Source organism: Janthinobacterium lividum (assembly GCF_034424625.1).
GTDB lineage: Bacteria > Pseudomonadota > Gammaproteobacteria > Burkholderiales > Burkholderiaceae_D > Janthinobacterium > Janthinobacterium lividum.
On record NZ_CP139976.1, the window covers coordinates 4503462 to 4515343 of the forward strand.

General features: G+C 64.3%; 10 protein-coding genes. 9 read left to right on the forward strand and 1 reads right to left on the reverse strand.

Annotation, left to right across the window (positions count from 1 at the left end):
* Nucleotides 1-129: 129 nt before the first annotated feature.
* On the forward strand, nt 130-1938 hold the full coding sequence (locus tag U0004_RS20320; protein WP_070254539.1) for an NAD(P)/FAD-dependent oxidoreductase: 1809 nt from the start codon (nt 130-132) through the stop codon (nt 1936-1938).
* 120 nt (nt 1939-2058) lie between these two features.
* On the opposite strand, the gene U0004_RS20325 is transcribed toward U0004_RS20320, so the two are convergent.
* Nucleotides 2059-2625: a YceI family protein gene (locus U0004_RS20325; protein ID WP_070254538.1), complete on the reverse strand. Its 567-nt coding sequence runs from the start codon at nt 2623-2625 to the stop codon at nt 2059-2061.
* Between the two features lie 322 nt (nt 2626-2947).
* On the opposite strand from U0004_RS20325, the gene U0004_RS20330 reads away from it, so the two are divergent.
* The 8 genes from U0004_RS20330 to U0004_RS20370 all read left to right on the forward strand — a co-directional run bounded on the left by U0004_RS20330 (nt 2948) and on the right by U0004_RS20370 (nt 11834).
* The gene (locus tag U0004_RS20330; RefSeq protein WP_081345513.1) at nt 2948-3475 is read left to right on the forward strand and encodes an RNA polymerase sigma factor; all 528 of its coding nucleotides are present in this window, start codon (nt 2948-2950) and stop codon (nt 3473-3475) included.
* Entirely contained in the window at nt 3472-4482 is a 1011-nt protein-coding gene (locus U0004_RS20335) for a FecR family protein (RefSeq protein ID WP_070254536.1), read from the forward strand. Before U0004_RS20330 ends, U0004_RS20335 begins: the two co-directional genes overlap by 4 nt.
* Before the next feature lie 101 nt (nt 4483-4583).
* The gene (locus tag U0004_RS20340; RefSeq protein ID WP_070254535.1) at nt 4584-7505 is read left to right on the forward strand and encodes a TonB-dependent receptor; all 2922 of its coding nucleotides are present in this window, start codon (nt 4584-4586) and stop codon (nt 7503-7505) included.
* Nucleotides 7506-7540: 35 nt separating this feature from the next.
* Entirely contained in the window at nt 7541-8161 is a 621-nt protein-coding gene (locus tag U0004_RS20345; RefSeq protein ID WP_115057546.1) for a biliverdin-producing heme oxygenase, read from the forward strand.
* Nucleotides 8161-9312 (forward strand): TonB family protein, encoded by a 1152-nt coding sequence (locus U0004_RS30110; protein ID WP_167468685.1) that lies wholly within the window; start codon nt 8161-8163, stop codon nt 9310-9312. The genes U0004_RS20345 and U0004_RS30110 overlap by 1 nt, the downstream gene beginning before the upstream one ends.
* A gap of 185 nt (nt 9313-9497) precedes the next feature.
* A complete protein-coding gene (locus U0004_RS20360) occupies nt 9498-10307 on the forward strand; it encodes a methionine ABC transporter ATP-binding protein (RefSeq protein ID WP_070222288.1) in 810 nt (269 codons plus the stop codon).
* The gene (locus tag U0004_RS20365; protein WP_046683994.1) at nt 10300-10974 is read left to right on the forward strand and encodes a methionine ABC transporter permease; all 675 of its coding nucleotides are present in this window, start codon (nt 10300-10302) and stop codon (nt 10972-10974) included. The genes U0004_RS20360 and U0004_RS20365 overlap by 8 nt, the downstream gene beginning before the upstream one ends.
* A gap of 32 nt (nt 10975-11006) precedes the next feature.
* Nucleotides 11007-11834 (forward strand): MetQ/NlpA family ABC transporter substrate-binding protein, encoded by an 828-nt coding sequence (locus U0004_RS20370; protein WP_034779181.1) that lies wholly within the window; start codon nt 11007-11009, stop codon nt 11832-11834.
* Nucleotides 11835-11882: the final 48 nt, after the last annotated feature.

The window sequence follows — 11882 nt, forward strand, 5'->3', positions numbered from 1 at the left end:
TGAGATTTCCGTCTCAACTTCAGCCATGCTGCGCTGCGGGATGCGGGGCCGGAACGCCAGTGTTACAACATCGTCAGCGGCAACACAGCCGCATCCCATCATAAAGTCAGCAGACTTGGAGGAGACACGATGCAAACCGATATCAACCCGCACGACCTGGCCGTGGCCGGCATCCTGGAACAGCTCGAAGGCAGCCTTCGCGCCAGCGACGGCACGGGCGCCGCACAGCTGTTCGAACAGGACGGCTACTGGCGCGACCTGGTGCTGTTTACCTGGAACCTGAAAACCCTGGAAGGCCGCGAGCAGATCGCCGCCATGCTGGCCGCCCAGCTGGGCGCCGTGCAGCCGGTGTCCATCCGCATCGCCGACGGCGAACATGCGGTGCAAGCCGGCGGCGTGCTGCAAAGCTGGATTACGGTGGAAACGAACGTGGCGCGCGGCGTGGGCTTCATCCGCATCCGCGACGGCAAGATCTGGACCCTGCTTACCACCATGAGCGAATTGAAGGGTTTTGAGGAAGCCAAGGGCGGCCGGCGGCCCATGGGCGCGGAACACGGCGCGCGCACGAACCGCAGCAGCTGGCTGGAACACCGCGAGCAGGAAGCGGCGGAACTGGGCTACGCGCGCCAGCCCTATTGCGTCATCATCGGCGGCGGCCAGGGGGGCATCGCGCTCGGCGCGCGGCTGCGCCAGCTGAACGTCCCCACCATCATCATCGAGAAAAATGCGCGCCCCGGCGACAGCTGGCGCAAGCGCTACAAATCGCTGTGCCTGCACGACCCCGTCTGGTACGACCACATGCCGTATATCCCCTTCCCCGACAACTGGCCCGTCTTCACGCCCAAGGACAAGGTTGGCGACTGGCTCGAGATGTACACCAAGGTAATGGAGCTCAATTACTGGGGTTCGACTTCATGCGAATCGGCCAGCTTCGACGAAGCCGCCGGCGAGTGGACGGTGCAGGTCCTGCGCGACGGCCAGCCCGTTACCCTCAAGCCCAAACAGCTGGTGCTGGCCACCGGCATGTCGGGCAAGGCGAACATGCCGAAGTTCAAGGGCATGGACGTGTTCCAGGGCGAGCAGCAGCACTCGTCGCAGCATCCGGGACCCGATGCGTACGTGGGCAAGAAAGTCGTGGTGGTGGGCGCCAACAATTCCGCGCACGATATCTGCGCCGCCCTGTGGGAAGCGGGGGTGGACGTGACCATGGTGCAGCGCTCGTCGACGCACATCGTCAAGTCCGATTCCCTGATGGACCTGGCGCTGGGCGACCTGTATTCGGAACGGGCACTGGCCGCCGGCATGACGACGGCCAAGGCCGACCTGACGTTCGCCTCAATCCCGTACAAGATACTGGCCGACTTCCAGAAGCCCGTCTTCAAGGCCATCCGCGAGCGCGACGCGGACTTTTATGCGCGCCTGGAAGAACGGGGCTTCATGCTCGATTTCGGCGACGACGATTCCGGCCTGTTCATGAAATACCTGCGCCGTGGCTCCGGCTACTACATCGACGTGGGCGCCTCCGAGCTGGTCGCCGAGGGCAAGATCAAGCTGAAAAGCGGCGTCGGCGTGCAGGAATTGAAAGCCCGTTCCATCGTGCTGTCCGACGGCACGGAACTGCCGGCCGACCTGGTGGTGTACGCCACCGGCTACGGTTCCATGAATGGCTGGGCGGCGGACCTGATCTCGCCGGAAGTGGCCAACAAGGTGGGCAAGGTGTGGGGCCTCGGTTCCGCCACGACGAAGGACCCGGGGCCGTGGGAAGGCGAGCAGCGCAATATGTGGAAACCCACGCAGCAGCAAGCCCTGTGGTTCCACGGCGGTAACCTGCACCAGTCGCGCCACTACTCGCAATACCTGTCGCTGCAACTGAAGGCGCGCATGGAAGGATTAACTACCCCCGTGTATGGGCAGCAGGAGGTGCATCACCTGGCGTGATCGTAACCAGCAACCCGTGCAGGTCGGATTAGCGCGGCAAGCGCGTAATCCGACCCACCAATGACAAAAAAATGGCGACGGACCGAAGTCCGCCGCCATTTTGCATCATGCAGCCAACAATTACTGTTTGATCGCTTCGATGGCAAACGTCAGGGTCACATCATCGCTGACAGCTGGCGCATATTTACCGGCGTTGAATTCCGAGCGCTTGATCTTGGCCGTGGCGTTGGCGCCGCAAGCGTCTTTTTTCAGCATCGGGTGCGGTGCGCAGGTGAACGAGGTGACGGTCAGGGTAACTGGCTTGGTCACGCCTTTCAGGGTCAGGTTGCCGTCGACGGACGCCAGCTTGTCGCCGTCAAAATTGAACTTGGTCGATTTGTAGGTGGCGACCGGATACTTGGCCGTGTCGAGGAAATCTTCGCCCTGGATGTGCGAGTTGAACAGGGTCGAACCCGTATCGACGGACTTGGTGTCGATCAGCACTTCGACGGCGCCCGTCTTGGCGGCGCGGTCCAGGGTGACCTTGCCGGTGGTGTTATTGAAACGGCTTTGCTGCGTCGAGAAGCCCATGTGGGTGTACTCGAAACGGGGGAAGGTGTGGCTGCCATCGATGACATAGACTTCAGGAGCGGCAAACGCGGACAGCGAGAAGCCGGCGGCGGCGATAAAAGCGAGCAGTTTTTTCATTGTAGGTTCCTGATAGAAAGTGGAGGATGTCAAAACCGCAAGCAGCTGCAGGCGAATGGCGCATGCGGCTGATTGTCTGGCTTCAGTTGCAACAGATTATGCATGGCATGAAGATCGATGTAAAACGGAAAATATACCTAGTTAGCATCGATAAAATCGATAATACCCGCCAATAAGGTCCGCCACAGCGCCTTCTGTTGCCGATTATTGTCTGCATTGCCAAAAATATCCAGCGTTATCCAGCAACACAGATGAGAATGATTCTTGTTATTATTTGATGGGCTTGCTATCATTGCCGGCTTTGATAACGAGGAAACGCGCGGTGCTTGAACGCTATTACCAGGAATTGCTGCGCTTGATTTCGCGCTCCACCGGCTGCCGCGACAAGGCGCAGGACGTGGTGCAGGAAGCCTACGCCCGCATCCTGGCGCGCAAGCCGCTCGGCGGCGCAGCTCCCCTGCAAGGGGGCATGGCACCCGATAGCGGCCAGCGCGCACTGCTCTACGTGACGGCAAAGAACATCGCCATCGACGAACAGCGCTTGCGCCAGCGCCGCCCCCACGACGACATCGACACACCGCATTTCCAGCTGCGCGCGCCACGCGCCGACGAACCCGAACAACGGCTGCACGACCGGCAAACCATGGAACGCCTGCTGGCCATCATCGAAGCCTTGCCGCCGCGCTGCCGACAGGCTTTCGCGCTGTACAAATTCGAAGGTATGAGCCAGATCGAGATCGCCGCCCAGATGGACATCTCCGTCAACATGGTGGAAAAACATATCATCAATGGCATGCTCGCCTGTAAAAAAGGCATGCCCGAACGCGATACTGGAAAAGACCGCGCATGACACCCAACCCGACTCCGGCAGACGACATCGATTTCCAGGCCGCGCAGTGGCTGCTGCGCCACGACGCCGGCCTGGCCGCGCCTGAACTGGCGGCGCTGCGGCAATGGCTGGAAGCGGACGCGCGCCACCAGCATGCCTGGGATGCGCTGGCGCGCACCGACGCGCTGCTGGCCAGCCTGCCCGCCCAGCGCGTGGCCGCCTTCAGCCAGCCCGCCCTGCCCTCATCCGCCGCGGCCCCTGTTTCGCTGCTACAGCGATTGGCGCATTTACCGCTGGCGGCGAGCCGGCTGCCGCGCGGCGCGCTGGCCGGCGGCTGCCTGCTGCTGTGCGGCCTGCTGGCCTGGCCGCTGGCCAGCCATCTGCAGCAGCCCGGCTTCCAGCACGATTACAGCACGCTGCGCGGCCAGTTCGCCACGCAAGTCCTGCCCGACGGCAGCCGCATCGAACTCGATAGCGGCAGCGCCGTCGACGTGGCCCTGTACCGCGACAGGCGCACCGTGCGCCTGCTGCGCGGCCAGGCCATGTTCCATGTGCAGGCCGACCCGGCGCGTCCATTCCAGGTGCTGGCGGGGCCGGCCACGGCCACGGTGCTGGGCACGCATTTTTCCGTGCGCCATGTAGGGGTCGCCACGCAAGTCAGCGTGGCGCAAGGCACGGTGCGCGTGGAAGGGAAAGGCGACGCGCGCGCTGAAGTGCTGCAGGCGGGCGACGCTGTCACCGTCACGCGGCAGGGCGTGAAAACGCTGGCCCGGGTCAGCGCGCAAGCGGTGGGCAACTGGCGTGCCGGGCGCCTCGATTTCGAGGACGCCACCCTGGCCGAAGCGCTGGCCGAATTCGAGCGCTATGGCGACACAAACCTCGTGCTCGGCGATCCGGCCCTGGCCGGCCTGCGCCTGAACGGCAGCTTCGACGCCAGGCTGCCCGCGCAATTTGCCGCCGCCCTGCCGTTGGCGCTACCCGTGCGCCTGCTGCGCCAGGACGGCAAGCTGCATATCGTCGCCCGCTGATTGCCGGAACATGCAGCAAAATAAAATCAATCCGCACGTCAGGGTAAATGATACTCATTCGTTTTAACTATGAATGATCACCACATCACCATAGGAAAAACATGCACACGACTCCACCGCGCCATCCCTTGCACGCCCGCCTGTCTCCCCTGTTCCTGGCCATCGGACTGGCCTTCGCCACACCCGCCACGCATGCCGCCACCGCGCCGGTAGCGCAGGTGGAATGGCAGATTCCCGCGCAACCGTTGAACCGCGCGCTGAACGAACTGGCGCGCCAGGCAGGCATGGTGCTGCTGGCCGATGCGCGCCTGACCGAAGGCCGGCACAGCGCCCCGCTGCAAGGCCGGCATTCGCTGCCCGAGGCGCTGCGCCAGCTGCTGGCCGGCAGCGGCCTGCAAGCACAGCTGCAGGGCGGCACGACCATCATCATCAGCGCACCCGCGCCTGTCGCCGCCGGCGCGGTGCAGATCGGCACCCTGCGCGTGAATGGCCAGGGCGGCAGCGGCACGTTCGAGGCGGACGACACGGATCCGGCCGACCTGCCCTACCTGACGCCGGCCGCCTCCGTGTACATCGGACGCGAACAGATCGAGCGCTTCCGCGGCACTTCGCCGGCCGATATCTTCAAGGGCGTGGCCGGCGTGCAGGTGGGCGACAGCCGCAACAGCGGCGCCGTCGACGTCAATGTGCGCGGCATGCAGGGCCAGGGCCGCGTGCCCGTGCTGATCGACGGCAGCCTGCAATCGTCGACCGTCTACCGCGGCTACGCGGGCATCGCCGACCGCAGCTACATCGACCCGGACCTGATCAGCGCCATCCGCATCGACAAGGGCCCGAACCTGTCGGCGCAGGGCGCGGGCGCCATCGGCGGCATGGTCAGCATGCAGACCCTGCGCCCGGAAGACATTCTGCTGGCAGGCCAGCGCACGGGCGTGCGCCTGCGCGGCGGCATCCAGGACAACAGCGTCACGGCACCCGGCGATTTCGGCAGCGCGCCGCGCACGCACCGCAACAAGCTGGGCGACCCGCGCAGCGGCTTTGGCAGCATCGCCGTGGCGACGCGCCAGGACGACTACGACCTGGTGGCGGCCATCAGCCACCGCAGCATCGGCAATTATTTTTCCGGCACGCGCGGTTTCGAACGCTATCAGCTGCTCAACGAATGGGGCGACGACAATGGCGTGACGCAGTTCTTCAAGCGCGGCGATGAGGTGCTGAACACGGCCAACCGCACCACCTCGGCCCTGCTGAAGGCCAACCTGCGCCTGCCGCACGAACAGAAGCTGGAGCTGGGCTACCGCTATTTCGACAGCAGCTATGGCGAAATCATGCCCTCGCAAATCTACCGCAACAGCACCGGCAGCATCCCCCAGTGGGACCCCAGCCAGGTGCGCACCAACGCGCTGACGGCGCGCTACGAGTGGAAGCCGGAAGGCCAGAACCTCATCGACCTGAAGGCCAACCTGTGGCTGACGGACATGCAGAGCAAGTCGCGCAACGGCGACATCTTCAGCAATCCGCTGGAAGGCAAGGCCAATCCGGGCGACCATGAATGCAAGGAGTGCGTGGAAGTGCTGTACCTGGCGAAGAACCAGGCGCGCCGCGTCGGCGCCGACCTGACGAACACCTCCCGCTTCACCACCGGCATGGGCGCGCTCAAGCTCGATTACGGCTTGTCCCTGCAGAACGAGGATATCGGACCGGCCGACAGCGTGCGCATCCTCGATGAAGACTTGAACGCCAATCACACCCTGCGCAACGGCAAGCGCCACGAGCAAAGCGTATTCGCCTCGCTGCAGTGGCAGGCACGCGACTGGCTGACCGTTGACGCGGGCGGACGCTTCCAGCGCTTCGATACACGCGACCGCAACCGCCGCGCGGAACAGCAGTACCAGCCGCAGGGCTGGCAATGGGTCACCATGTGGGACAAGGACGGCGACCAGCTCGGCGCCGCGAAATGGTACCAGGATGCGCAGGGCCAGTTCACGGCGGCCACCAATCCCGCGCTGGTGGGCGGCATGGTGGAACGCTATGGCGAGGAACCGGCGCCGCTGGACATCTCGCAGGTGGACCAGTGGAGCGGCAACGATTATGTCTTCCGCGACGCCATCCCCGGCCTGTTCAAGTACAGCACGCCGATCCGCCGCAAGGACCACGGTTTCGCGCCCACCTTCGCCCTGACGGCGCGCCTGTCCGACAGCGTCAGCCTGTTCCTGCGCGACGCGCGCGGCCTGCGCATGCCCAGCCTGTACGAATCGACGATGGGCTTTTCCGCCACGTATTCGTCGCCGCTCAAGCCGGAGCGCAGCCATAACCGCGAAGTTGGCGTCAGCCTGGTCAAGGACGGCGTATGGAGCGCCGCCGACAAGCTGCGCCTGCGCGTCGCGTATTTCGACAACGTCACGCATGGCTACATCACGCGCCGCCCGATACCGGACCTGCCGGCCTACGCGCAGAATTTCTCGATGGCGAACACGGACAGATACAGCGTCTCGGGGATCGAACTGCAATCGTCATATGACCGGGGTAGCGTGTTTGCCGATTTTTCCGGCACCTGGAACCGCAAGACCCTGATCTGCGACGCGGCAACCGCAGCCTATCTGCGCAAGGCCAGCAAGTGGCAATCGGATATCTGGAACACGCCAGACTGCTCGCCCATCGGTTTTTCCAGCTCGTATGTCAGCAACCATATCCAGCCCAAGCTGAGCGCCAACCTGACCCTGGGTACGCGCTGGCTGCAGGAAAAGCTCACCGTGGGTACGCGCCTGACCCATGTCGGCCATCCGCTGGCGCGCCAGGACGACAAGGCCGTCTGGCAGTCGTGGACAGGCACCTCGCCGCAAGTGCTGACGCAGGCCTACACCCTGGCTGACCTGTTTGCCAGCTACAAGATCACGCCCAACGCCACCCTGGACGTGGCGGTGGACAACCTGACGGACCGCTACTACCTCGATCCGCTGACCCTGAGCCTGATGCCGGGACCGGGCCGTACGGCGCGCGTCACGCTTGGCCTTCGTTTCTGATTTGATTCATCCTTATAATAGAGAGTAGATATTCCATGCATGCAGCAAGCGACACCAGCAGCACCTTGAACGCCGTTCCGATTAACGCGGCCCCAACCCGCAGCCAGCGCCTGAAAGCCGACACCATGGCCACCCACGAATTGCTGGACCAGCGCATCATGGCCAGCGCACCGTTTTCCAGCCGCGAGAACTATGCGCGCTTTTTGCAGGCGCAATACGCGTTCCTGCGCGACGTCGACGCGCTGTACGACAACGCGCAGCTGGCGGCCCTGCTGCCGGACCTGCAACAGCGCCGCCGCTACGCCAGCATCGCCGCCGACCTGCGCGACCTGGACACCGCGCTGCCGTCCGATGCGGCCACGCCGCCGTTCGACGCGCAGCTGGACCTGGCCACGGCGCTGGGCTGGCTGTATGTGAGCGAAGGCTCGAAGCTGGGCGCGGCCATCCTGTATAAACTGGCCGGCAAGATCGGCCTGGACGAGCATCACGGCGCGCGCCACCTGGCCGGCCATCCTGACGGACGCGCGCGGCACTGGCGCGAATTTACCTCCGTGCTCGATACGGCCATCCTCGATGAGGCGGGTGAAGCGCGCATGATCGACGGCGCGCGCGCCGCCTTCCTGCGCATGCACGGCCACGTGGAGGCCTGCGCCTGATGGAAGAGCCAGTCATCCAGGCCGGCGCGGAAGCGCACACGGCACGCCTGCGCCGCTGGGCGTGGACGGCCGCCGGCATGCTGATGGTGGCGCTGGGCGTGATCGGCGCCCTGCTGCCCGTCATGCCGACGACGATCTTCCTGATCCTGGCGCTGGCCTGCTTCAGCCGCGCCTCGCCGCGCCTGGAGCACTGGCTGCTGCATCACCCCCGTTTTGGCGCGCCCCTGCGGCAGTGGCGCGAACACCGCGCCGTGTCGCGGCGCGGCAAGGCCATGGCCTGCCTGGGCATGGCCATCGGCTTTGTCGCCATGTGCCTCGGCCATCCGCCCTGGTGGGTGATCGCCATGGTGGGCGCGATGGAAATCGCCGTCCTTATCTATCTGCTGCGCCGCCCGGAAGGGCCGGCGCCGGCGGCCGCCGCCGACAAGACGCCGCCGACCGACTGGCGCCGTCCGCTGACGATAGCCGCCGTCTTCGCCATGCATGGCGCCCTGCTGGGATGGGCGCTGTACCACCGCGCGCCGGCAGCGCCCGTGCTGGCCATCGTGCCCGACGCCGCGCAACCGGCCATGCTGCTGTTCCTGCCGGCCGCCGCCCCGCCCCGCCCTTTGGAGCAGAATCTTGCTGAACGGGTCAGCGCCGCCGCCGCGCCATCCGCCGCCATTGCCAAAAAGGCAGCGCCGGCAATCCAACAATTGGTACTGCCGCAGCCGGATGCCGCACCCATGCCGCCGCAAGCCGAGAGCATCGCGGCCGTTGCCGAGGTGCGGCATGCGCCCGTGACACCGGCACCGGCGGCGGCGCCGTCCATCGCGGCGGCGCCGCCCTCGCCCGCCCTGCCGCCCGCGCCGCAGGAGCTGCGCAGCGGCGTATCGAGCTGGGAAGGCAAGGTTTTGGCGCGCATGGAGCGCTTCCGCCGCTACCCGACGGCGTCGCGCGCCAAGCAGGAACAGGGCGTGGTGTATCTGCGCTGCCGCATCGACCGCGATGGCCAGGTGCTGACCGCCGCCATCGAGCGCAGCTCCGGTTCCGCAGCGCTGGATCAGGCCGCGCTCGATACTTTGCAACGGGCCGCGCCACTGCCGCGCATCCCCAAGGAACGGCCGGACCCGCTGGAATTATCGATTCCCGTCGAATTTTCCATTGGCTGATCGCACAAAAACCGCTTTTACTCTCGCCAAACACCCATATAGACATTATTTGCATATTCAAAGCAAGATTCTGTCGTAGGAGTAATAACACGATCGGAGGTATACTACGCAACCGACGTGGCAGGCTGGGCGATTTGGCCCCTGCAAGCAAGCCTGTCACGGTCCAATAAAAAAGGAAACACTGCATGACCACACCACACCGTACGCCGGTGATTCGCATCGATGGCGCAAACAAGACCTTCGCGCTGCCCAAAGGCGAACAATTCCACGCGGTCAAATCGGTCACGCTGGAAGTCTATCCCGGTGATATTTTCGGCCTGATCGGCAAGAGCGGCGCCGGCAAATCGACCTTGCTGCGCCTGATTAACTTGCTCGAGCGCCCCGACAGCGGCACCATTACCGTGGCCGGGCGCGAATTGACACGCCTGGGCAAGAGCGAATTGCGCGACGCGCGCCAGAACATCGGCATGATTTTCCAGCAATTCAACCTGCTGCAAAACGCCAGCGTGTTCGACAACGTCGCCTTCCCACTGAAAATCCATGGCACGACCAAGGGCGAGCAGATCGCCGCCCGCGTCGAGGAATGTCTGGCGCTGGTGGGCCTGTCTGACAAGCTGCACAGCTATCCGGCACAATTGTCCGGCGGGCAGAAGCAGCGCGTGGCCATTGCCCGCGCCCTGGCCAGCCACCCGGACGTGCTGCTGTGCGACGAGCCGACGTCCGCGCTGGACGCGGAAACCACGCGCGCCCTGCTCGACACCCTGCGCGACATCAATGCGCGCCTGGGAGTGACCATCGTCATCGTCAGCCATGAGCTATCGGTGCTGGGCGCCATCTGCAACCGCGTGGCCGTCGTGGAAAACGGCGCCATCGCCGAACAATTCGATTTGAGCGACACGGCCACCCCGCGCAAGACGGCGCTGGGACGCGAGCTGGCTTATTACGGCACCGAGGCGTTTGAAGCCACCGCATGGAAGGATGCAACACATGTTTGAAGAATCGATCAATAACGTCATCAACCTGCTGCCGGAAATCTGGGTGGCGCTGGGCCAGACCATGACGATGCTGGGCATTGGACTGACCGCCGCCATCCTGATCGGCGGCCCGCTGGGCATCCTGCTGTTTCTCGTCTCGGAAGGCCAGTCGCTGGAAAACCGTCCGCTGTCGACGATCCTCGGCTGGCTGGTGAACACCGTGCGCAGCTTCCCGTTCATCATCCTGCTGGTCGCCCTGACGCCGTTTACGCGCATCATCGCCGGCACCTCGATCGGCCCGCTGGCAGCCAGCGTACCGCTGTCGTTTGCCGCCATTCCCTACCTGGCGCGCCTGGTGGAACAGAACCTGCGCGAAGTGCCGCGCGGCGTGATCGAAGCGGCGCACGCCATGGGCGCATCGGAAATGCAGATCATCTTCCGCGTGCTGCTGGTGGAAGCGCGCTCCGGCCTGGTGCTGGCCCTGACCGTGCTGTCGATCAGCTTCCTGTCGTATTCGGCCGTGGCCGGCGTGGTGGGCGGCGGCGGTATCGGCGACCTGGCCATCCGCTACGGCTACTACCGCTTCGAGACGGACATCATGGTCGCCACCGTGGCCATCCTGATCGTGCTGGTGCAAACCATCCAGTTCGCCGGCACGCGCATCGCCAAGCGCCTCGACAAACGTTAATTCATATTCAGTATTTCAGTACAAGGAAAAGCATGAACCACATTCGCCGCAACCTGCTCCTGGCCGCCGCCAGCCTGGCCTTCGCCACCGCCGCCCACGCCAAGGATCCGAAAGAACTCGTCATCGGCACCAGCTCCGGCCCGTATTCGGACCAGCTGAAGCTGGGCATCAAGCCTATCCTGGAAAAACAGGGCTACAAGGTCAAGATCGTGGAATTCAACGACTACGTGCAGCCGAACTACGCGCTGGCCGAAGGTTCGCTGGACGCCAACGTATTCCAGCACATCGTCTATCTGACCAAGTTCGCCACCGATAACAAGCTGCCCCTGAGCTCATTGATCACCGTGCCGACCATGCCGATCGGCCTGTACGGCGGCAAGCAAAAGTCCTTGGCCGACGTGAAGAACGGCGCCACCATCACCATGCCGAACGATCCGACCAACCAGGCGCGCGCGCTGGTGATGCTGGCCAAGATGGGCTGGATCAAGCTCAAACCGAACGTCGATCCGCTGCGCGCTTCCGAGCGCGACGTGCTGGAAAACCCGAAGAAGCTGAAACTGGTGCCGCTGGAAGCGGCGCAGCTGCCACGTTCGCTGGCCGACGCCGACTACGCTTTTGTCAACGGTAACTTCGCCCTGGCCGCCGGCATGAAGCTGACGTCGGCCCTCGCCGTGGAAAAGATCTCGGACAGCTACATCAACCTGGTCGCCATCCGCACGGCCGACAAGGCCAAGCCATGGGTCAAGGACCTGGAAGCGGCCTACCGCTCGCGCGCCTTCCTCGACGCGACGAACAAATACCTGGCCGGCTACGAAAAGACGGACTACCAGCTGGCGCTGGAAAAGACGCTGAAAAAATAAAGCAAAGCGCTGCACGCAAAAAAACGGCCAGGTTCACACCTGGCCGTT

Excerpts from the sequence above, each read along its gene's own strand:
- U0004_RS20340 (WP_070254535.1), top strand. The coding sequence starts at position 4,584 with ATGCACACGACTCCACCGCGCCATCCCTTGCACGCCCGCCTGTCTCCC.
- U0004_RS20320 (WP_070254539.1), top strand. The coding sequence starts at position 130 with ATGCAAACCGATATCAACCCGCACGACCTGGCCGTGGCCGGCATCCTG.
- U0004_RS20335 (WP_070254536.1), top strand. The coding sequence starts at position 3,472 with ATGACACCCAACCCGACTCCGGCAGACGACATCGATTTCCAGGCCGCG.
- U0004_RS20365 (WP_046683994.1), top strand. The coding sequence starts at position 10,300 with ATGTTTGAAGAATCGATCAATAACGTCATCAACCTGCTGCCGGAAATC.
- U0004_RS20360 (WP_070222288.1), top strand. The coding sequence starts at position 9,498 with ATGACCACACCACACCGTACGCCGGTGATTCGCATCGATGGCGCAAAC.
- U0004_RS20325 (WP_070254538.1), bottom strand. The coding sequence starts at position 2,625 with ATGAAAAAACTGCTCGCTTTTATCGCCGCCGCCGGCTTCTCGCTGTCC.
- U0004_RS30110 (WP_167468685.1), top strand. The coding sequence starts at position 8,161 with ATGGAAGAGCCAGTCATCCAGGCCGGCGCGGAAGCGCACACGGCACGC.
- U0004_RS20345 (WP_115057546.1), top strand. The coding sequence starts at position 7,541 with ATGCATGCAGCAAGCGACACCAGCAGCACCTTGAACGCCGTTCCGATT.
- U0004_RS20370 (WP_034779181.1), top strand. The coding sequence starts at position 11,007 with ATGAACCACATTCGCCGCAACCTGCTCCTGGCCGCCGCCAGCCTGGCC.